Source organism: Halorubrum lacusprofundi ATCC 49239, from assembly GCF_000022205.1.
GTDB classification, from domain to species: domain Archaea; phylum Halobacteriota; class Halobacteria; order Halobacteriales; family Haloferacaceae; genus Halorubrum; species Halorubrum lacusprofundi.
Genome location: NC_012029.1, coordinates 1,032,962 through 1,054,666, shown reverse-complemented (window position 1 = coordinate 1,054,666; position 21,705 = coordinate 1,032,962). Strand labels below are relative to the sequence as shown.

Here is a 21,705-nt window from a genome sequence, read left to right as displayed (position 1 = left end):
GACTGCTTCCCCTTCTGACAGATGTCCCACGACGCGCGAGCCAGACTGAGCGACCTCCGGCGGACGTTCCACCGCCACCCGGAGCCGGGGTGGCGCGAGTTTCAGACGACCGCCCGCGTCGTCGAGGAGCTGGAGCGAATCGGCGTCGACGAGATTGCCGTCGGTCGCGAGGCGCTCGCGACCGATGCGCGGATGGCCGTCCCCGACGACGACGAGATCCAGCCGTGGCTCGACCGCGCTCGTCGGGCCGGGGTCAGCGACGACCTCCTCGAACGCACTGCGGGTGGCCACACGGGCGTCGTCGCGACGCTCTCACAGGGCGAGGGGCCGTGTATCGGGCTGCGCGTCGATCTCGACGCGATCTCGATTCACGAATCGGAGGAACGCGACCACCGGCCGGAGGCGGAGGGGTTCCGCTCGGAACACGACGGGTACATGCACGCCTGCGGCCACGACGCGCACCTCGCGATCGCACTCGGGACGCTAGAGGCGGTCAAACAGAGCGCGTTCGAGGGAACGCTCAAGGTGCTCTTCCAGCCGGCAGAGGAGATTTCCGGGGGCGGCAAGGCGATGGCCGAGAGCGGCCACCTCGACGGCGTCGATTACCTGTTTGCGCTCCACGTCGGCCTCGATCACCCAACAGGTGAGATCGTCGCCGGCGTGGAGAGCCCGCTGGCGATGGCACACCTGACGGCCACGTTCGAGGGCGCGAGCGCACACGCGGGAAAGGCGCCGAACGAGGGGGCGAACGCCATGCAGGCCGCCGCGGTCGCGATCCAGAACGCGTACGGAATAGCCCGCCACCGCGACGGAGCGACACGGGTGAACGTCGGCCGGATCGAAGGCGGCTCCGCGAGCAACGTCATCGCCGAGGAGGTGACGATCGACGCCGAGGTCCGTGGTGAGACGACCGCGCTGATGACGTACGCACGCACCGAGCTCGAACGGATACTGTACGCCGCCGCCGAGCTCCACGACTGTGACGTCACGCCGCACGTGATCAGCGAATCGCCGTGTGTCGACAGCCACCCGGCGCTTCAAGAGGTCGTCGGAAACGTGGCGTGGGGCGTCGACGGCGTCGAACATGTGATCCCGTCCGAAGAGTTCGGCGTGAGCGAAGACGGAACCTACCTGATGCAGCAGGTACAGGACGCCGGCGGGCTCGCGTCGTACGTCCTCGTCGGGACGGACCATCCGACGAGCCACCACACCCCGACCTTTGACATCGATGAAGAGAGTCTCGCGATCGGTGTCAATATTCTGTCAGAAACGTTCGTCGAACTCTCGCGGCGTCGACCGTAGTGGGACGCAGCCCGACGGCCGCAACAGACCGCAGCCCGGGGAGATTCGGACGGCTCGGCCGGAGACCGTTCGCCGGATCAGTACTGTTAATCCGGTGGCACCCGGTATATCGGCCATGAGCCAGAACGACGTGCCGGAGTCGCTGGAGGCGGCTGCCGAGTCGGACCGGCCTCGCGGGATCCTCACGCCCTCCGACCGTGACTTTCTGCTCGGGCGCAAGACGGATTACACGGATCATTCGCGGAAACAGAAGCGAAACCGGATCCGACGGCGCGTCAGGAACGCGATCCTCGATTTCAGCATCCTTTTCGAGTGTCTAGAGGAACGCGACCGGAAAACGGTGTTCGATCCGAACGACGAGGACCGCGAGGCGTACACGCAGGGAATCACCGACATGCTCGCGTTTCTCCACCTCGGCACGATGGGATACCACACCCCGTTTAAGGACATGCTTTCGGAGGGCGTCGGAAAGGCGGAACAGCAGCTCGCCGGGTCGAACTACCGCATGGTCAACGTGGAGTTCAACGTCGAGCCGGTCGGCCAGATCGACGTCGACGAGGTGGTCGCAAAGCTCGAAAACGGCGAATTCGCGGAGCTCACCGACGAGGAGCTTCGTGCGTTCGTCCGCCTGCTGACAATGTCAGAGTCGTTCTCGCCGGAAGACGCCGGCGAGGAGATCAAAGACCGCGTCGACGAATTCGCCGAGAAGTTGACCGAAAGCGCCACCTCTCACGAGCGCACGCTCGAAGAACTAACAAACTGACCGGCGCGGCGGCCTGTCTCTTTGCGATAACGGATATCGATGACGCACCGCTGCCCGGCGATCGATTCGTTGTCGTAGTGCTGATCCGGCGTCGATTCGATATCGTTTGAGTTTAGCTCGGTTTGAGTCGATGTTTGGGTTTCTATTGGAACTTTATTTTTAACTGTTCAATATATCAGCGATATATCTACTAGAATAGCCCGATCTGCGATATGGGTCAGATATGTTGAACAGATAGACAACCTACATAATTCGAATAGAGATTCGTATCTTGAGAAACACTTATTGTGTACACTCTCGATCCACTGCCCATGTCATCAAGTGGCATGGTACTTGATCGACGGAGGCAAGGTGAGCCAAGTAGTCGTCGCCGTCGCGGGGGTGCCTGATGAGCGACCCCGGATCGAGCATGATCGACGAGTTCCGCGAAGAGATCGATCCGATCGTGTTCGCGTTCGGCGCCCTGTTGACGGTGGGTGTGATCGCCGCGTTCTTCATCAGCCCGTCGGCCGTCGAAAACGGTATTTCGTCGCTGAACAACCAACTGCTCGGCGCGTTCAACTGGGCGATGATGTTGATCGTGTTCCTGATCGTGCTGTTCCTGCTCTTTCTGATCGTGGGTCCGTGGGGCGGAATCAAGTTCGGTGACGAGCCCCCCGAGTACAGTTTTCTCTCCTTTTTCGCGATGCTGTACTCCGCGGGGTTCGCGGCCGGCGTCGTGTTCTGGGGGCCGACCGAGGCGCTGTTCTACTACAACAACCCCTCACCGCTCTTCAGTAACATCGAGGGGGGAACGGCCGAGGCGATGACGATTGCCGTCCAGCAGACGCTGTTCCACTGGGCGCTGCCACAGCTCGCGGTGTTCACCATTATGGGCATCGCGATCGGCTACTTCGCGTACAACTACGACAACGTCCCGCTGCGCGTCTCTTCGGCGCTCACGCCGATCCTCGGCGCCGACAACCTCGACGGTCCGGCCGCGAAGGTCGTCGACATCCTCGCCGTCTTCGCGACGATCGGCGGCGTCGCCACGTCGCTCGGCTTTATCGGGAGCCAGTTCGTCACCGGCCTCGACTACCAGTGGGGGATCAACATGGGCGATCTGGGCATTCTGCTCGTCGTCACCATGATGACCCTGCTGTTTACGACCTCGATGGTACTCGGGGTCGACAAGGGGATCCGTCGGCTCTCGAACTTCAACATGATCCTGTTCGTCGTGCTCATGTTCGCGACGTTCATCGTGGGCCCGACGCTGTTCCTCGTGCTGCTCGGCACGCAGGCGTTCGGCGGGATGGTCGCCGATTTCGTCTCGATGAGCCTCTTTACCGGTGCCGGGCCGATGGGTGCGGGCGACGGGAGTGCGACCGGCTGGATAAACGCGTGGACGGTGTTCTACTGGGCGTGGGCGCTCTCGTGGTCCCCGTTCGCGGGGCTGTTTATCGCCCGGATATCCAAGGGACGGACCGTCCGCGAGGTCGCGTTCACGGGGATCGTCGCGACCTCCGGCGCCACAATCCCGTGGTTCACGTTCGTCGGCGGCACCGCGGTCTGGGCACAGCACAACGGTATCGCCGACTTCAGCGCGGTGATCGCCGGCAACGCGGGCCCGGAGGTGTCCGGATTCATCCTCTTCGAGGCACTGAACTTCACGCTGAATCTCGGGGGGGCATCGATGACGATCCCGATCGGGTCCGTACTGATCTACGCGTTCATGATCCTCGTGACGACGTTCTTCGTCACGTCGGCGGACTCCTCGACGCTGGCCGTCTCGATGATGACCACCGGCGGAAAGGCCAAACCGTCGAACATCAACCGCATCTTCTGGGGCGTCGTCCTCGGGTTGACCGCAGCGATCCTGATGATCCTCGGCGGTAGCGGCAGCGCGAACACGCTCCAACAGGCGGCGATCATCACCGGGACGCCGTTCGCCTTCGTCTGCTTCCTCGCGATGCTGTCGCTGATCAAGGACTTCGGGGAGAACTACGATCAGGTGCTCTTCCAGAACGAAACCGTGCTGTGGGGATCGGGGAAGGACGCAGACTCCCCGTCCAGTTCGGTTGAATCTGCCGGGTCAGACGACGACTAACGGCCGTCACGGCTGGCTCGTACTGTATTTATAATAAGTTTTAATGTATGCTATACACATAAACTGTGTATGAATAGGGACACGGCGGAACCCATCGCGGACGCGATTCCGGGCCCGAACGCGCAGCGTTGGGTCGAATTCCACCAGTCACACTCCGCGCCCAGCGAGTACTCACACGAATTCGTCTGGGACGTGACCCGCGAGGCCGACGGGCCGTTCGTCACCGATGTCGACGGCAACGTCCTCCTCGATTTTACCTGCCACATCGGCGCGGCCCCGCTCGGCTACAACAACGAGAAGGTGCTCTCGAAACTGCGGGAGTTCGACCTCGTCGAGCCGCTGAAGATCGCCGGGCAAGACATGTACTTCGGGTCGGGACCGACGCCCGAGGACGCCGACTTCCCCGGATCGAGCCACCTCATGGAGACGTTGACCGACATCTCCAGTCAGTACGGGATGGACACGGTCTTCCTCTCGAACTCCGGCGCTGAGGCGATGGAGAACGCGATGAAGATCACGCACGATTACCGCGCCCCCGCGAAGTACGGCGTGGCGTTCACCGGGAGCTTCCACGGCCGAACGCTCGGGACCCTCTCGTTGACGAAGTCGAAGGACGTGTACACGCGCCAGTACCCCCAGATCAGCGGCATCGAGACGGTGCCGTTCTGTGCGGACCGCGGCTGCGACGCCGCGAGCTGCGACTGCGGCTTCTTCGCGGGCGGCGGCTCGCGGCTTCGGAATATGCTCGCGCCCGAGGGCGGCCACGTCGACCCCGCGGAGATCGCCTTTCTGACGCTCGAACCGATCCAGGGCGTCGGCGGCTACCGCTTCCCGAGCGAGGCGTTCATGAACGAGGTCGCGGCCGTCACCGACGAGTACGACATCCCGCTCGTCGTCGACGAGATCCAGTCCGGAGTCGGCCGCACGGGCGAGATGTGGGCGTCGGACCACTACGCCATCGAGCCGGACGTGATCGCGAGCGCGAAGGCGCTGCGCGTCGGCGCGACGATCTCCCGGTCGGAGGTGTTCCCGTCGGAGAAGAACCGCCTCGGCTCGACGTTCGGCGGCGGCGACGTCCTCGGCTCGATGATGGGCGCGCTCACGTTGGAGGCGATTCAGGAACACGACCTGCTGGCCAACGCGACCCGGCGTGGCCGGCAGGCGAGAGAGCTCCTCCGCGACGACGCGCCCGACACCGTCGTGGACGTGCGCGGCAAGGGGCTGATGCTCGCGGTGGAGTTCGACACGGCCGAGCGTCGCGCCGCCGTCGTCGAGGCGTCCCTCGACCGCGGACTCCTGACGCTCGGCTGCGGGACGAAGACGATACGTCTCCTTCCCCCGCTCGACGCGACCGAACGCGAGATCGCGCTCGGCACGGGAATCTTCCTCGACGCGATCGACGCCGTGAGCGCGAGCGCGACGGCCACCTGAGGCGGTCCGTCGAGGGTCAGTCCTGTTCAGACCGGATCGCCGCCTCGTCCTCGACTTGCGGGACGGGATGTCGCTGTTCGAGGTCGCGGATCGCGCCGACGAGCACGTCCACGCCGTGCCGGATGCTCCGCTCGTCCACGTCGAACGTCGGGGTGTGGTGACTCGTCGGGTGGTCGGTGCCGACGATGAGGTACGTCGCCAGCCCGCCCTCTTCCTGGACCCGTTTCATGAGGAACGTCGCGTCCTCGCTCGCGCCGAAGTCCGCCGCCGGGAGTACGGTGTCGATCCCGTCGACGCCCTCGGCGACCTCGGTCACCAGCGCCTGTAGCTCCGGGTCGCTGTCCGCGCGCGGCGACTCGCTCACCACGTCGACGCTCGCGCGACAGCCGTGCATCGTCGCGGCGCCGCGCACGGTGCGCTCGAACCGGCTCTTCATGAACTCCATCAGCGCGGTCGTCTCGCCGCGTGCCTCGGCCTCCATCTGTGCGCGCTCGGCGATGACGTTGCTCGCGGTGCCGGCCTCGGCCCGGCCGACGTTCACCCGTGTCATACCCTCAGCGTGTCGAGAGATCCCGTAGGCGTTCACGATCGCCGTTCCCATCGCCTGCATCGCGTTGTCGCCCTCGTTCGGTGCCTTCCCCGCGTGTGCCGAGGTCCCCTCGATCGTCGCGTCTAGGTGCGCCATCGCTAGCGGCTTCTCGATCCCCGCCACCACCTCGCCGATCGGGTGATCGAGTCCGACGTGAACTGCCAATAGGTAGTCGAGATCGTCCGCGTACGCGCTCTCGGCCATCGGATGACCGCCGCCGCCGGTCTCCTCGGCCGGCTGGAAGAACACGACCAAGCGCCCGGCGAAGTCGCTGTCGGCGATCGCTTCGAGTACCGCGAGCCCCCACGTCATGTGAACGTCGTGGCCGCAGGCGTGCATCGTCCCCTCGATCTCGGAGCGAAATCCCTCGTCGACGGGGTCGTGGTCGGGGTCGGTTGACTCTTCGATGAACAGCCCGTCGATGTCGACGCGAAGCCCGATCGCGGGCCCCTCGCCGCGGTCGAGCACGGCGACGGCCCCGGTGTTCCCGCCAGTCATGCGGTCGAGCAGCGCGTCGTCCGCCCCGCGGTCCCGGGCGCGCTCGATCCACGGATCCAGGTCTCCGTCGGGAATTGCCATGCGGTCGCCCGGGTCGTACGCGTCCGGCCCGATCGCGAGCTCGTCGACGCCGATCGACCGAATCTCATCGACGAGGGTCGCCGTCGTGAGGAACTCACGCCACGCTGGCTCCGGATGACGGTGGAATCGTCTGCGAACGCTGGCGAGCCGATCCCGGATCGGTTCGTTCATGCGAGACACCCTCTCGCTCGACTGCCTTAATGGTACACGATTGTCGTGTACGCGAGATACACAAAAGGCTAAGAGAGGGCCTCATAATGATCCGCCAACGCGTCGTCTCGACGCGCCCACAGCTCATGAGCTCACACCAGACCGCTGATCCCGATATCGTCGTGCTGCGGGAGGGAACGGAAGGCCTGTCGATGGCGTCGTACGCGGACGCGCTCCGCGAGCGACTCCCGGACCAGACGGTCGCGCTCGCTCGGACGCCCGCCGAGGAGCGCGAACTCGTACCGAAGGCCCGCGTGGTGACCGGGATCACGCTCGACGCCGACCTCCTCGATCGCGCCGACCGACTGGAGTTGTTCGCGTGCACCTTCGCCGGCACTGACCATGTCCCGACCGACGCGCTGCGGGACCACGGCGTCACCGTGACGAACGCGGGCGGTATCCACGCTCCGGGCATCGCCGAGCAGTCGATCGCCAACATGCTCGTGTTCGCACGCAATCTCCACGAGGGATGGCGTCGGAAGTCGAACAGCGAATGGCGACATTTCCAGTCGCACGAGTTCACCGACAGCACGGTCACCGTCGTGGGGCTCGGATCGATCGGACAGGCGGTCGTCCAACGGCTCGCGGGGTTCGAGGTAGCGACGATCGGGATCCGGTACACCCCTGAGAAGGGCGGCCCCACCGACGAAGTGCTGAGCTTCGACGACGGCGACGTCCACGACGCGTTCGCCCGGAGCGACTACGTCGTGCTCGCGTGTCCGCTTACCGATCTGACTCGCGGGATGGTCGGCGAGGCCGAGTTGGCGACGCTCCCGCCGAACGCGGTCGTCGTGAACGCGGCTCGCGGCGGGCTCGTCGACACCGACGCCCTCGTCTCGGCTCTCCAGACCGAGGGCATCCGCGGGGCCGCGCTCGACGTGACCGACCCCGAGCCGCTCCCGTCGGACCACGTGCTCTGGGACGTAGAAAACTGCCTCATCACCCCGCACACGGGCGGCCATACCCCCAAACACTGGGACCGGCTGGCCGACATCGTCGCGACCAACGTCGCGGCGCTCGACGCGGGTGACGAGTTAGAAAACGCGGTCGTCACGCCCGAGTGACGGCGGTAACCGTCGGAACCCCGCTCAGGCCGTGAACAGCTCGCGAGGGAACTCGGCCAGCGTCTCCGCCCCGGTAGACGTGACGTGGAACGTCTCGCTGATCTCCATGCCGATTTCGTCGGTCCAGATGCCCGGGATCATGTGGAACGTCATGTCCTCTTCGAGGACGGTCTCGTCGCCCGGCCGGATGCTCGCGGTGTGCTCGCCCCAGTCCGGCGGGTAGCCGAGCCCCATCGAGTACCCGATGCGATCCTCCTTTTCGAGCCCGTACTGCTCGATGGTGGTCCGCCACGCCTTCTCGACGCTCTCGCATTTGACGCCGGGCTCCGCGGCGTCGAGCGCCGCCTCCAACCCCTCGACGACGATGTCCGCGGTCTCCTGCAGCTCGGCCGGCGGGTCGCCGACGAAGGTCGTTCGGGCCAGCGGCGAGTGGTAGCGGTGCCGACAGCCGGAGAGTTCGATGATGACCGGGTCGCCCTCCTCGAACGGTCGATCCGTCCACGTGAGGTGTGGCGTCCCGGTGTGATCGCCCGACGGCATTAGCGGGACGATCGCGGGGTAGTCGCCGCCGTACTCCTCTGTCCCCTCGATCAACTGCTCGTAGATCGCAGCGGCGACCTCGTACTCCGGGACTCCTTCCTCAATGGCGTCGAGGCCGGCACGCATCGCGTTCTCGGAGATCCGCGCGGCCTGCTCCATGTACTCCAGCTCTTGGTCCGACTTCTTGACACGGATCCAGCCGACGAGCAGCGTCGCGTCCTCGAACTCGGCGTCCGGGAGGTTCTGCTGGAGTCGCATGTACGACTTCGCGGTGAAGTAGGCGGCGTCCATCTCCAATCCGATCCGGCCGTCCGCGACATCTAACTCTTCGAGAACGCCGGCGACGTAGTCCATCGGGTGGAGGTCGTGCGGTGAGTGAACGTGGTCGTCGCTGTACGCGCGGATGCTGTCGTCGGAGAGGTGCGTCGTCGCCCGCGCGCCGTCGCCGTCCATGTCGCGACCGATCCATATCGGCTCGTCGCGATCGGGCGTGACCACGACCGCCTGATGGACGTAGAAAGACCAGCCGTCGTAGCCGGTCAGGTAGTTCATGTTCGCCGGATCGGCGACCACGATCGCGTCGAGGTTCTGCTCGCGCAACCGCTCTTTCGTCCGAGCCACCCGCCGCTCGTACTCGGCCTCGTCGAAGATGTGTTCTCGTGGCATGATAACAGGCGTCTACGGAGAAATTATCTACCACCAGTATAAATTCACCGTGTACATTGACCACAGATATTGTGTACGATATGCTCCTCGGATTCGCCAAATTCACACGGTAGCGCTCCGCTCTGGAACAAATGATACGGCGTAGAACGCATTACCAGGGCTTGAAACCCTCAATTCGGGCGGGTTGGCTCGGTTTTTTGTACCGCCTCCACGGATCACCGGACATGCTACACAGTACCGGACCGCTGCTGTCGATCGACGTCGGGGAGCGGACGACGGTAGAGACCGATATCACGGAGGTTCAGGAGCGATACATCGGCGGACGGGGCGTGGCGACGCGGCTCGCGCACGAGCGAGTCCCGTTCGATGCGGATCCGCTCGGCCCCGAGAACCGCGCCGTGTTCACCACCGGACCGATGCAGGCGTCCCAGATGAGTTTTACAGGGCGGACGAACTGCACCGCGCTCTCGCCGCTGACGGACGGGCTCCTGTCATCGAACGCCGGCGGCTTCGTGTCGCGCCACCTCGCGGCGACGGGGTACGGAGCGATCGAGCTTGCGGGTGCAAGCGACGACTTGGTCATCGTCCACGTGCGCGACGACGGTGTCGAGTTCGAAGCCGTACCGGACCTCGCGGGAGCGACCGTCTCGGAGACGACCGGCTATTTGGAGGACGAACGCGACATCTCCAGCGACCGGACAGCGGTGATCGGGCCGGCGGGCGAGAACGAAGTCCGATTCGCGTCGATCATGACGACCGAGGAGCGCGCGTTCGGTCGCGGCGGGCTGGGCGCCGTCCTCGGAGCGAAGAACGTCAAGGCCGTCACGTTCGGCGGTGACTCGGCACCCGGGCTCGAGATTTCGGCGACCGCCAACGAGATCCACCGCGAGGCCGCCACCGAGGACCACATCATGAAAGAGCAGGGGACGGTGGCGGTGATGGACCTCGCAAACGAGATGGACGGGTTGCCGTCGTACTACTTCTCCGAGCGCTCCTTCGCGGGCGTCGAGGGGATCAACGGCGCCGCCGTCGCGGAGAAGAAGTACAAGAAGGGAACCTGCTCGGCGTGTGCGTTCGCCTGCAAGCTCCCGACCCGGGACGAGGCGCGCGGCGTCGAGACCGAGGGCCCCGAGTTCGAGGTGGCGATGGCGTTCGGCTCGAATTCGGGGGTCGACGACATCGTCGACGTGATGGAGTCGAACCGCCTGTGCGACGAGTACGGGCTGGACGCGATCTCCGCGGGCAACACGATCGCGGCGTACCTCGCCGCCGAAGACGAGTTCGGCAACCGCGAACTCATCTGGGATCTCGTCGACAAGATCGCCCAGCGCGACGGCGTGGGCGATACGCTCGCGGAGGGGATCGGTCGGATCCACGAGGACCTCGGCGTGGGGAACTGGTCGGTGAAGAACATGGACTTCGCGGCCCACGAGGGGCGACTCCTCCACGGCCAAGCGCTCTCGTACGCGGTCGCGAACCGCGGCGCCGACCACATGTACGCGACGTTCTACTCGGTGGAATACCCGCTCGTCGAGGAAGCGGAGGCCATGGAGCCCGCCGGGTTCGAGGGGAAGGCCGATCGCCTCGTGGAACGCGAGAACCTGATGGCGCTCAACGACAGCGGCGTCGTCTGCAAGTTCTCGCGGGACTTCATGACGCCCGAGCGCTACGAACTGCTCTTCGACGCCGACTTCGAGGAGCTGCTCGCGGCGGGCGCCCGGACGGTGACGCTAGAGCGTCACTTCAACAACCGGCGCGGGATCGACGGCGACGACGACCGGCTCCCGTACGAGGACGAACTGCCCGGGCTCGACGACGCCATCGACTCGTACTACGAGCTTCGCGGGTGGAACGACGACGGTACGGTGCCCGAATCGGCGCTGCCGGCGTAGGGCTCGCTCTCTGTCGAATCCGGCACGCCGGGCGCTGTTGAACTCCTCTCTTTCAGACATCCTGCAGCATGAAACAGCCAGTCGCCGACGGTTACGTATTGACCACCGGAAGTTCTTATTGACCACCGGAGGTTCTTATTGACCACCGGAGGTTCTACCAATTCACGGAGATGTTCCGTTAGCTGTGCAAGATACAACGCGCATATTATGCACAAGAGAACTCGATCTGAGACTGTCGTAATCTTCTCACACGATTCTCCGGAGTAGAGTCAGCGAGATGGCCTGTGACTCAACGCTAAAGGGGCCTACCCGGGTGAGATTAGATGGACCCATTTACCAAATTCTCGACATCCAATAATGTCTGTATAACAATTTCGTTGGTAAATGATGCAACTCTGTCGGGACAACTCACTTCCGGCGATTCGATGACTTCGAATAACGAGACAACAGATCACGACACGGAGAATCGTAAACGACTGAGTCGACGATCGGTATTGAAGACTGGTGGAGGCCTCGGAGCCGCGTCAGTCATTCCGCTCTCGGCGACCTCGGTGACTGCTCAAGTGGAAGAACTTACGTCACCGGATTCAATCCTCAATGCCGGCTGGCAGGAGATCCAGATCGGAAATGCGAAGCCAGCGGTCATGGAGTCCACCGGCAGTCGAAAGGGTGCACCCTACTACCACATCGAGATGGCACCGGGGACGCACGAGCACCACCCCGACATACCAGACACGCCGATCTGGGGGTACAAGGGCCCGAACGACGACGAAGGGAAGTATCCGGGGAAGACGATCGAAGCCACTCAGAACCAGCGTTTGAAAGTCGAGTTCTCAAACGATCCACTCCCCGAAACGCATCTCCTCACCGATAGTGTGGACACGGCTGTTCACGGGACGAAACCCGAAGACTACGAGGACCGATATCCAGACTGGGTAAGCCAGTTCGAAGCGTTCGGCGGAACCTTCGCATTCCCGGAAGTCAGGACGGTGACTCATGCCCACGGCGTGCACGTCGAGTCCGCGAGCGATGGCCTGCCCGAACAGTGGCAATCACCGGGAGGGATAGAAGGTCCGCAGTTCCAAAAGGCCGTCTACGATTACCCTAACCGGCAGTCGCCCGCGACGCTATGGTACCACGACCACGCCCTCGGGATTACGCGGCTCAACGTCTATGCCGGCCTCGCCGGCTTCTACCTGATTCGGGGCCGGTCAGACCGTCGCCTCGGACTCCCGAGCGGCGATCAGGAGATCCCTCTCCTCTTTCAGGACCGCATGTTCCACGAGAACGGTCGATACAAATATCCGGCCGAGTTCGCGCCCGAGTTCGCCGGTGACGTTTCGGTTGTCAATGGCAAGGCTTGGCCCACATTCGTGGTCCAACCGCGACAGTACCGGTTTAGGCTCCTCAACGGGTCGAACGGACGGTTCTTCGATATCAGTCTGGAGAACGAAAACGACGGCGAGGTGCCGACCATCTACCAGATCGGAACCGACCTCGGCTTCCTTCAAGACGTCGTGCCGATCGGATCGGGACAGGATACCACCTCCCTGCTTCTCGGGCCGGCCGAACGGGCGGACGTCATCGTCGACTTCTCAGAGTACGCCGGCGATACGCTCACCGTAAAAAACGATGCGGGCTTCCCGTTCGTGAGTCCAGATGCAGATAACAACGATGGTGGCGGACTCCCTGAGTTGGCGCAGTTCAGGGTGGCTGACACGGATCCGGAGACACCGGTCGTGGATCCGACGACACTCAAATTGCCCGGGCCAGAGACCTTCCGCGAAGAGGCGACGAAGACAACACGGCAGATGAGTTTGGAGACGACGACACTCAACGGGCTGGATACCCACCTCCTCGGCGAGGAGGGAGGTCGTGCGGGTGGCGAACATTGGAACGATCCTGTGTTGACCAAACCCCAGATAGGGACGACGGAAGTCTGGGAGATTACGAACAACACACCGGACTCTCACCCAATCCACCTTCACCTAGTCGACTTCCAGGTAATCGGACGTGGCCCCGACGGCACAGAACCGCCAGAACCGACAGAGCGCGGTAACAAGGACACGGTCAACGTTTATGGCGGAGAAACCGTCCGAATCATCAGCCGGTTCGGCGAATTCTCCGGACGGTATGTCTGGCACTGTCACATCCTCGAACACGAGGATCAGGAAATGATGCGCCCGTACGAGGTGATCCAGGGGAACTCCTCGTAACACCTGCTCCCCGTCTAAAGATGCAAGGACAAGATAGGCAATCGAAGAGTTGGTTGCTGAATTCACCCTCTGTATCTCGCACGGCATTCTTGACAGACGTCAGGAAAATCGTAGTCTACATCGGCACACGACTCATCTACACTGACCGCGAGCGAAACAGAGATCTCAGATACGGAGGGTTCAACAGCGCCGCACGCCGCTACTCGGCGGTCGCCGCGATCGCGTCCGCGATGATCTCGGTCCCGACCTCCGCCTGCCGCTGCGTCAGGACGAGCGGCGGCAGCAGCCGCACGACGTTGCCGTACTGGCCCGCCGTCCAGACGAGGACGCCGTGCTCGTAGCAGTACTGCTGGATCGCCTCGACGCGGTCGTCGTCAGGGTCGCCGTTCGCGTCGACGAACTCGGCGCCGACGAAGAGTCCCTTCCCGCGGACCTGGCCGAGTCCCGGATCGCCCTCGCCCGCGTCGCGGAGGCGGTCGCGGATCCACGCGCCGACCTCCGTCGCGTGGTCGAGCAGATCGTGCGACTGGATGTACTCGATCGCGCGCAGCCCGCCGACCATCGCGGGGACGTGTCCCCGGTAGGTGCCCGCGTGGTCTCCGGGCCCCCACGTGTCGAGGTCCTCGTGGTACATCGTTCCCGACAGCGGCTGGCCGTTGCCGCCGAGCGCCTTCGCGGTCGTCATCACGTCCGGCGTCACGTCGTAGTGTTCGGACGCCCACCACTCGCCGGTGCGTCCCATCCCGACCTGAATCTCGTCGAACACCAGCGGGAGGTCGTTCTCGTCGGCGATCTCACGCAGCCCCGAGAGGAACCCCTCCGGCGGAACGACGACGCCGCCCTCGCCCTGTATCGGCTCGACGAAGATGCCGGCCGGGTCCGTGAGGCCGCCGTACGGCTCCTCGACGATCGCCCGGACCTCCTCCAGCGCGCGATCGACCGACTCCTCGGGGCTGCGATCCTCTCGGAACGGGTACGGGAACGGCGCGTGCACCACGTCGGGCAACAGCGGCGCGTACGGCTTCTTGAACTTCTTGTTCGACGTGATACTCATCGCGCCCGTCGTCGCCCCGTGGTAGGAGTTCCGGAACGCGAGCAGCCCGTTACCCCCCGTGTTGTACTTCGCGAGCTTGATCGACGCCTCGACCGCGTCGCTGCCGGTGGGACCGCCGAAGACGAAGCGGCTGTTGCCGGCGAGGCTTCCGGGAGCGATCTCGTCGAGCTTGTCGATGAGATCGAGGCGCGGTTCCGTCGGGAAGTCGACGGTGTGGGTGAGCTTGTCGATCTGCGCGTGGACGCCCTTGTTGACGTAGGGGTTCGCGTGGCCGACGTTGTACACGCCGATACCGGCGAAGAAGTCGAGGAACACGTTGCCGTCCGCGTCTTTCAGGGTCGCACCGCTCCCCTCCTCGAACGCGAGCGGGATGTCGTTCGGGTACGCGACCGCGCTGCTGTCGATCGCCTCCTGTCTATCGAGGAGGCGCCGCGAGTTCGGACCGGGGACTTGGTCGACGCTTGGCTCCTCTGCGAAGTGCAAGTCGTGGATCGGCGGTCCAGCCATAGCCCAATCGACACAATACGCCCACATATGATTGGTGCAACCAGCAATCCATGACAGTGTATACGGAATCCGTTTTCGGCCAGCCCGAATCGAGGCTGGGACAACAGCCCAGACGACGCTCAGTTGCGCCAGCGACTCGATGTGTGTTTAAATCGCTGGACCCAGCGACCCGAGCGCCTCCGAATTGTCGATCGCCGCCGACAGTTCGACGGTTGCTTCGCCGAGCGTCGCGAGACGCTCGCGGATCTCCTCGTCGACGAGTTCGCCATCTTCGAAGTCGTCTCCGCTCGCGTACGTCGCGCCCCCGACCGTGTGCGCGCCGAAGAACGCGAACACTGGACGGAGTTCCTGATCGACCGCGAGGAAGTGGTGGTCCGTCGCGCCGGTCGCGACGAGCCCGACCGCCGCGTTCTCGAAGGGAGCGACGTCGCCCTGCCACTGGCCTCGCGGAACCATGTCGAGGAGGTTCTTGAGCGCGCCCGAGTACGAGCCGCGGTACACCGGCGTGCCGACGACATAGGCGTCCGCCTCGACGACCAGTTCGAGCGCCTCGGCGGTGTCGCCCTCGTAGTTGTCGATGCCGCGACCGTCAGCGGTCGCGAGGTCGTAGTCGGCGAGGTGGAGCACCTCCGTCTCGACGTCGTGCCGGTCGGCCGCCGCGTCCAGCGCGACCTCGACCGCGGTCCGCGTCCGGGAGTCGGCGGAGACGCTGCCGACGATCCCGAGGAGCGTCCGGTCCGTCATCTATCGGGCCACCTTCGCGCCGCCGACTTCCTCGATCTCGTCGACCGCGTCGACCTCGTCGGGGTCGAGGGAGTCGGCCTCGTCGATCGCCGGGATGATCGTCTCACCGAAGCGTTCGAGCTCCGCCTCGAAGTCGAGGAAGCCCGCGAGGACGATGTCGACGCCGATCGCATCCAGCTTCCGGATCCGCTCGACGATCTGGTCGTCGGTCCCGATGAGTCCGGTCTTGAAGCCGTCGTTGTATTGCACGAGGTCCTCGAAGTCGGAGTCGGCCCACATCCCCTCGCCCTCGCCCGACGACTGGCCGGCCTCCTTCACCTGGTCTTTGAACGCGTCGACCGCCTCGTCGGTGGCGTTCTCGATGATCCCCTCCAGGACCTCCTTGGCCTCCGACTCGGTGTCGCGCTGGATGACGAACGCGTTCGCGGCGAACCGCGGCGGCTCCGTGCCGAACTCCTCGGCGTACTCCTCGACGTCGTCGATGACGGCGCGGATCTCTTGGAGGCTCCCGCCGTTGATGAAGAGCACATCCGAGTGTTTCGCGGCCATCTCCCGAGCCGCCTGCGAGTTCCCGCCTTGGAACACCTGTGGGTACGGATCCTGCACCGGTTTGGGCTCCAGCGGCGCGCCCTCGAACCCCTCGATGTCCTTCCCGATCGTGTAGAACCGGCCGTCGTAGGTCGCGCGCTCCTCAGTCCACAGCGCTTTCAGCACCTCGATGAACTCCGACGAGCGGGCGTACCGCTCGTCGTGTTCGAGCCACGGCTGGCCGAATCCGGTGAACTCCCCTTTAAACCAGCCGGAGACGATGTTGATCGAGAACCGTCCGTTGCTGATGCGGTCGGACGTGGCGATGAAGTTCGCCAGCGGGCCGGGCTCCCACAGCCCGGGGTGGACCGCGCCGATCACGTGTAGCTCGTCGGTCTGTGCGGCGAGCGCGTTGGCGATCGACAGCGCCTCTAGCTGTTTGTCCGCCCCGTAGCTGCCGAAGAAGCGCGCCTGTGCCAGCGCGTAGTCGAACCCGACCGACTCCGCCGTGCGGGCGAGGTCGAGGTTGTAGTCGTACGTCCAGTCCGTCTCCGTCTCCCAGTCGGAGACGACCAGCCCGCCGCTGACGTTCGGCACCCAGTACGCGAATTCGGTGTCCATACCCGCCCATCTGCCCGTATCGCCTTAATCAGGTCTTCCACGGCCAACTCTGTCGGGGTTCCCCGATAGCGGTGGTGTTTGTGCGGGAATCTCGTTAGCGGTGATTGTTGCTGGGGTCGCGGTGGTCGCACTCGCTGGCCGGCGACGGTGACTCGCGAGGAGATATATGCGCGGGACAGGATTCGAACCTCAGTCACTCCGCTTCGCTCCGTTCCCTGCTTCGAATCCTGCGCGCATACATGCCTCTCACGTTCGTTCGAGGCAGTATGCGCGGGACAGGATTCGAACCTGCGGAGGTCTACACCATAGCGTCCTAAGCGCTACGCCTTTGGCCTGGCTCGGCAACCCGCGCGCGACCTATGGTACCCGAGTGGCCCAAAAATAGTTGTCGTTACCGATCCGGTGACCGCACCTGCCAGCGATCCTCAGATGTCGGCATCGAACGGCAGCCGATCGATGATCGCCTCCTCGCTGACCCGGCCAAGGAACCACTCAGCGAACAGCACTGCGGCGATTCCGAGTCCGATCCCGAAGATGGTGTCTGAGAGGTAGTGGGTGCCGAGGTAGATCCGCGAGAAGGAGATCAGCCCGGCGAAGCCGGCAGCGACCGCGAAGGGGAGCTCGTCGGAGTGCCACGCGATTCCCGCGTACGCCGTCACGGCGGCCGAGTGCCCGGACGGGAACGAACTTGTGGTCCCGGCGTCACCCTCAGTCAGACAGACCGGGTTCGGCGGGAACGGGCGCTCGACGAGCGTCATCAGCCCCCAGACGACGATTCCGAGAAGCGAGAGCGCGACGACGCTCTTGACGAACTCCTCGCGCCAGCCGGCGAGGTAGAACAGACCGACGAACACGACGCCGGCCGTGACCGAGCCGAGGCCGGTCATCGATGTCATCATCTCGGTCAGGAACGGCGTTCGGATCGCGGCGACGAACTCGGCGGCGAGCCGGTCGACCCACCGGACGCCGCTCAGGGTCTCGCCGATCAGCGCGTACATGATTGTCCGCCCGTATCGGCCGAACGACTATAGGGGCTCGTGCTTACGCGCAGAACTCGCAGTCGCAGTAGCGCTCGCACACGGGGTTGTCGCAGTCGGCGCCGCGGGCCGAACAGCGCTCTCGGCCGTGCCGGATCAAGAGGACGTGAAGCGGGTAGATCAGCTCGTCGGGCACCAGCTTGTCGAGCGCGTCGTGCGCCGCCTGATTCGACGCCGACTCGGGGACCAGCCCGAACCGCTTCGAGACGCGCTCGACGTGGGTGTCGACCGCCATCGTCGGCTTCCCGAAGTGGAAGTTCAACACGACGCTCGCGGTTTTCGGGCCCACGCCTTTGATCTCCATCAGCCACTCTTTCGCGTCGTCGGTCGCCATCGCGTCGAGGAACGCCAGCGAGTACGCCCCGCCCGTCTCCTCGCGGATCGCGGCCAACGCGCGTTGGATCCGGGCAGCCTTCTGGTCGGCGAGCCCCGCCACGCGGATCGTCTCCTTCAGCTCCTCGTGGTCGGCCGCTTCGATCGCCGCGAAATCGTCGTACCGATCGAACAGCGCCGTCGTGGCTCGACTCGTGTTCGCGTCGGCGACGTTCTGCGACAGGATCGTCGTCACGAGCTGTCGGACTCCCTCGCCGGGCTCGGCGGTCGGGTCGGCCCCGTGCTCGGCGACGCGGTCCACCGGCTCGTACAGCGACACTAAGTCGTCGTGGAGGTCGCGAACCCGCGATTCGGTCCACGCGTGCGTCGACATTATCGGTCCTACGGGCGGCGCAGACTTGAGGGCGACGACCGGGGGTGCCGCGGCCGATCCTACCCACTCTTCCGCGCGACCTTTTTAAACCGGTGTGCCCAACTGCGGGACATGTACCGAGCGAGTGATCGCGTCGACAACGCCGCGTGGATCGACCGGCTCGACGACGCGTGCGCGACGCTCGACCTCGACGAGGAGACGCTGTCGACGGCGACGGATCTCTTCTTGTCACGTGCTCCCGACGACGAACGCGGGAAGCGCGTCGCCGCGGCCGGAAGCCTCTACGCCGCCGCGCTGATCCGCGGCCAAGAGCGGTCGCAGTCCGCCGTCGCCGACGCGATGGACGTCTCTAGGCTCTCCGTCCAGAAGCGTTGGAAACCGATCTTGGAAGACGCCGGCTTCTCGCCGCCGACGTGGTGAGTTTGAGTCGCTTCGGGCGACGGCCGTCCTCACGGGTCGTCGCTGCCCTACTCACTTCGGCGTCGCCACGACGCCGAGGTGGTCCTCGTGGAACCGGTCGAGCCGTTGCGTCTCCAGAATCTCGTAGGTCTCCCGAAGCCGGTCGAGCGCGCCCTCGAACACCGTCTCCGGCTCCACCGTCACGTCCTCGCTGCGCGCCTTGATCGCGAGCAGCAGCCGCCCGTCGTCCGCGAGGAACCGCGCGTTGCGTACGGCGACCTCCGCTTGCCCGCGCGTCGCCACGTCCTGCACGATCGCGTCCACGTCGCTCTCGACGACGTGCGCGTAGCGTTTCGGCGTCCGTGCGTCCTTTAAAAGCGGGAACAGCCTATCGCGGGGCTCAGCCGCCTCAACGAGGTCCCGCGCCGGCCGCGGCGCGAACTCCACCGCGTACGTCGGCCCCGCGAAGTCCGCGACGTGGCTGACGGTCGTTCCGCTGGCCGCGCCGAGGTACAACACCGTCTCGCCGCCGGACAACCCCGTCTCGAACCCGAGTTCGAACATTCCGCCGAGCTTCGAGCGGCCGGGATCCCACGCGCGCCAGCCGTCCGCGGTCGGCTCGCCGTACACCGGCGGACCGCGAGTCGCCAGCCGCGTCTCTCCGCCGATCTCGCGGCGCTCGACGCCCGCAGGGAGATTGGGCTCGCTCATGCGTCACCCTCCGCGGCGGCGTCGCTCTCGTCCTTCGCACGCGCCCGGATCGTCGCCATCCGCTCGCGGAGCTCCTCGTGGAGCGTCTCGCGACGTTCCCCGGAGTAGTGGTCCACCCGGGCCGCGAGCGTCAGCTTGCCCGCGAGTGCCCGCGAAGCCGATCCCCGGTCCTCGGGTCGCGTGTTCCGAACGTACTCGTGGGTGTAGATGATTCCGTGTTTCGGCGAGGGAGCGCGTCCTGAAAGGTGCGCAAACAGCGCGTCCTCCGCCCCGAGCACCTGCAGGGTTCCAGAGGGCTTCTTCGCGAGCGGCTCAAGCCCGCCCGCGAGCGCGATCAGCCGCGCCGCGAGCTCGGCCCCGGCCATCTCGGCGAGGTTCGGCGCCACCGCCGGCGCGATCCGGTCGATCGTCTCGGCGAGCGCGTCGCGCTCAGCGGCGAGGTCGACGACCCGCGCCGCGAGCGAGACGGCGCGCCGCTCTAGCTCGCCGGTCGGCTCGCGGTCCGCCACCGCACGGGCGCCCTCGATCCCCGGCTCGGCGTCGTCAAAGAGGCTCCCGGCCCACTCGGCGGCGCGCTCGGCCAGTTCGTTGGCGGTACGCTCGCAGTCGTCCATCGCCCGCACCGCGTGAACGAGCTGCTGGTCGTCGGCGCGCTCGCGCTCGCGGACCGCCTCGCGAGTCGCCGCCACGGACGTCTCGTGGAGGCGGTCATAGTAGTCGTCACGCGAGTCGGCGAATCCGGACTCGACCGCGAGACCGGGCCAGTCGCGCGGCTCGTCGGCCTCGCCGTCGACGATCCGAGCGCGGAGCGCCGACTCGTCGCCGGCGAACCAGCCAGCGTTGTCGTCGGTGTCGGTCATTACCCGTGGGTATTGCTTCCGGTCGTATAGGCGTTCCCGAAACGGTGGCGGAAAGACGGACTCACAAAAAACGGAACCGCGTCGCGATTATTCGTCGGCCAGTTCGATCGTCGCGCCCGCGTCCTCGGACTCACCCACGTCGTCCGATCCGGATCGGAACTCTGCGAAGACGCCGTCGGGGTTGCTTCGCACGTCGGCGAGCGTCGCGCCCGCGAGCCCACCGAGCGCACCGCCGGTGCTCGCCGCGTTTCGACTGAACAGTCCGCCGACGGCAGCGCCAATCGCGGCGCCGATCGCGGCGTACTTCGCTCGAGACATCGCGCTCTTGATGCGTGATCTCATACCCATCACTTCGCTGCGAGCTCTCAAAAATCTGTCGTCGGTGTGGGGACGGAAGCTAACGAAGGAGTCACTGCAACCGCTTCGTGGTCTCGACGAGGGGATGGCGCGCGTAGTCGACGATTTCGATGTCGGTGATGTCGTCGAGTCCCTCCTTCTTGGCGGTTTTGGCCATCCCAAGTTCGACCGGGGGATCGGTGATGATCACGTACGCGTCCATCTCTTCGATCCCCGCCTCGTGGGCCGCCATCACGCGGTGATGGCCGTCGGCGAGGTGGAGTGTGCCGCCGTTGTCGATGACGACGAGCGGCTCCGCCAACCCGCGCTTTAGCTCGTACTTCCGGCCCTCTAGCTCGTCGGCGTAGACGCGGGCCTGCGTGGGTGTGAGGTCGGTGAGCCGAACCTCGCGGCGCTCCTCCCGAAGCTTGACGCCGTGGATCTGTTCGAGCGTGCGCATCAGCTTCCCCACCTTGCTCGGCGTGGCGCGCTCGATCTGCGAGCGGACCACGTCCGTGTTCGAAATGATTCCCACGAGGTTGTCGGCGTCGTCGACGACCGGGAGCCGCTGGATCCCGGATCGGAGGATAACGCGCGCGGCGTCAGTCACCTTCATGTCCGGGTGCGCCACGATGAGATCATTGGACATCACGGTGAAGACGGGGGCCTCGTCGTCGGCAAGCAGGAGATCGGCCGCCGAGACGAATCCCTCGACCGTCCGGCCCTGCGTGACAGGGAATCCGTTGTGGCCGTTGCTTTCGGCCATCCGCTGCGCAACTGCCTTCACCGTCTCGTCGGGACTCACGGTCTCGACATCGCGGGTCATGTACTCGCCGACGGTCGGTTTCCCGCTCATCGTGCGAC

General features: G+C 65.1%; 19 protein-coding genes and 1 tRNA gene. 8 read left to right on the top strand and 12 right to left on the bottom strand.

The features are described 5' to 3' along the window. Positions 1-21: 21 nt before the first annotated feature. From HLAC_RS05230 to HLAC_RS05215, 4 genes are all read left to right on the top strand, one after another. On the top strand, positions 22-1,302 hold the full coding sequence (locus HLAC_RS05230) for an amidohydrolase (protein ID WP_015909801.1): 1,281 nt from the start codon (positions 22-24) through the stop codon (positions 1,300-1,302). 115 nt (positions 1,303-1,417) lie between these two features. Further along, positions 1,418-2,065 (top strand): DUF8102 family protein, encoded by a 648-nt coding sequence (locus HLAC_RS05225; RefSeq protein ID WP_015909800.1) that lies wholly within the window; start codon positions 1,418-1,420, stop codon positions 2,063-2,065. Positions 2,066-2,453: 388 nt separating this feature from the next. Continuing rightward, on the top strand, positions 2,454-4,151 hold the full coding sequence (locus HLAC_RS05220) for a BCCT family transporter (RefSeq protein ID WP_015909799.1): 1,698 nt from the start codon (positions 2,454-2,456) through the stop codon (positions 4,149-4,151). A gap of 69 nt (positions 4,152-4,220) precedes the next feature. Further along, positions 4,221-5,582, top strand: a complete 1,362-nt coding sequence (locus tag HLAC_RS05215) for an aminotransferase class III-fold pyridoxal phosphate-dependent enzyme (protein WP_015909798.1) — start codon at positions 4,221-4,223, stop codon at positions 5,580-5,582. Between the two features lie 16 nt (positions 5,583-5,598). Here HLAC_RS05215 and HLAC_RS05210 read toward each other — a convergent pair whose 3' ends face one another. Further along, positions 5,599-6,921 (bottom strand): amidohydrolase, encoded by a 1,323-nt coding sequence (locus HLAC_RS05210; RefSeq protein WP_015909797.1) that lies wholly within the window; start codon positions 6,919-6,921, stop codon positions 5,599-5,601. A 125-nt stretch (positions 6,922-7,046) separates the two neighbouring features. Here HLAC_RS05210 and HLAC_RS05205 point away from each other — a divergent pair, with 125 nt between their 5' ends. Next, positions 7,047-8,024: a D-2-hydroxyacid dehydrogenase gene (locus HLAC_RS05205; protein ID WP_049933656.1), complete on the top strand. Its 978-nt coding sequence runs from the start codon at positions 7,047-7,049 to the stop codon at positions 8,022-8,024. A 24-nt stretch (positions 8,025-8,048) separates the two neighbouring features. Here HLAC_RS05205 and HLAC_RS05200 read toward each other — a convergent pair whose 3' ends face one another. Then, positions 8,049-9,230, bottom strand: coding sequence for a M24 family metallopeptidase (locus HLAC_RS05200; RefSeq protein ID WP_015909795.1), 1,182 nt, complete (start codon positions 9,228-9,230; stop codon positions 8,049-8,051). A 224-nt stretch (positions 9,231-9,454) separates the two neighbouring features. Between HLAC_RS05200 and HLAC_RS05195 the strand changes: the two genes are divergently transcribed. Continuing rightward, positions 9,455-11,122, top strand: coding sequence for an aldehyde ferredoxin oxidoreductase family protein (locus tag HLAC_RS05195; protein WP_015909794.1), 1,668 nt, complete (start codon positions 9,455-9,457; stop codon positions 11,120-11,122). A 323-nt stretch (positions 11,123-11,445) separates the two neighbouring features. Further along, entirely contained in the window at positions 11,446-13,338 is a 1,893-nt protein-coding gene (locus HLAC_RS05190; protein ID WP_240508846.1) for a multicopper oxidase domain-containing protein, read from the top strand. 199 nt (positions 13,339-13,537) lie between these two features. Here HLAC_RS05190 and HLAC_RS05185 read toward each other — a convergent pair whose 3' ends face one another. From HLAC_RS05185 to HLAC_RS05160, 6 genes are all read right to left on the bottom strand, one after another. After that, positions 13,538-14,899, bottom strand: a complete 1,362-nt coding sequence (locus HLAC_RS05185) for an aspartate aminotransferase family protein (RefSeq protein ID WP_049933287.1) — start codon at positions 14,897-14,899, stop codon at positions 13,538-13,540. A 147-nt stretch (positions 14,900-15,046) separates the two neighbouring features. Further along, on the bottom strand, positions 15,047-15,643 hold the full coding sequence (locus tag HLAC_RS05180; RefSeq protein ID WP_015909791.1) for an NADPH-dependent FMN reductase: 597 nt from the start codon (positions 15,641-15,643) through the stop codon (positions 15,047-15,049). Continuing rightward, on the bottom strand, positions 15,644-16,792 hold the full coding sequence (gene sfnG / locus HLAC_RS05175; RefSeq protein WP_015909790.1) for a dimethylsulfone monooxygenase SfnG: 1,149 nt from the start codon (positions 16,790-16,792) through the stop codon (positions 15,644-15,646). Between the two features lie 267 nt (positions 16,793-17,059). Next, positions 17,060-17,144: transfer RNA gene (locus tag HLAC_RS05170), tRNA-Leu, on the bottom strand. Between the two features lie 73 nt (positions 17,145-17,217). Next, complete coding sequence (locus HLAC_RS05165) at positions 17,218-17,790, bottom strand: phosphatase PAP2 family protein (protein ID WP_015909789.1); 573 nt, start codon at positions 17,788-17,790, stop codon at positions 17,218-17,220. Positions 17,791-17,833: 43 nt separating this feature from the next. Further along, positions 17,834-18,535 (bottom strand): endonuclease III domain-containing protein, encoded by a 702-nt coding sequence (locus HLAC_RS05160; protein WP_015909788.1) that lies wholly within the window; start codon positions 18,533-18,535, stop codon positions 17,834-17,836. 111 nt (positions 18,536-18,646) lie between these two features. On the opposite strand from HLAC_RS05160, the gene HLAC_RS05155 reads away from it, so the two are divergent. Then, entirely contained in the window at positions 18,647-18,955 is a 309-nt protein-coding gene (locus HLAC_RS05155) for a hypothetical protein (protein WP_015909787.1), read from the top strand. Between the two features lie 51 nt (positions 18,956-19,006). Here the strand turns inward: HLAC_RS05155 and HLAC_RS05150 are convergent, their stop codons facing one another. From HLAC_RS05150 to HLAC_RS05135, 4 genes are all read right to left on the bottom strand, one after another. Then, positions 19,007-19,645 (bottom strand): fibrillarin-like rRNA/tRNA 2'-O-methyltransferase, encoded by a 639-nt coding sequence (locus tag HLAC_RS05150; protein ID WP_015909786.1) that lies wholly within the window; start codon positions 19,643-19,645, stop codon positions 19,007-19,009. After that, entirely contained in the window at positions 19,642-20,505 is an 864-nt protein-coding gene (locus HLAC_RS05145) for an NOP5/NOP56 family protein (RefSeq protein ID WP_015909785.1), read from the bottom strand. Before HLAC_RS05145 ends, HLAC_RS05150 begins: the two co-directional genes overlap by 4 nt. 87 nt (positions 20,506-20,592) lie before the next feature. Next, positions 20,593-20,847, bottom strand: coding sequence for a glycine zipper domain-containing protein (locus HLAC_RS05140; RefSeq protein WP_049933655.1), 255 nt, complete (start codon positions 20,845-20,847; stop codon positions 20,593-20,595). A gap of 67 nt (positions 20,848-20,914) precedes the next feature. After that, positions 20,915-21,697: a CBS domain-containing protein gene (locus HLAC_RS05135; RefSeq protein WP_015909783.1), complete on the bottom strand. Its 783-nt coding sequence runs from the start codon at positions 21,695-21,697 to the stop codon at positions 20,915-20,917. Positions 21,698-21,705: the final 8 nt, after the last annotated feature.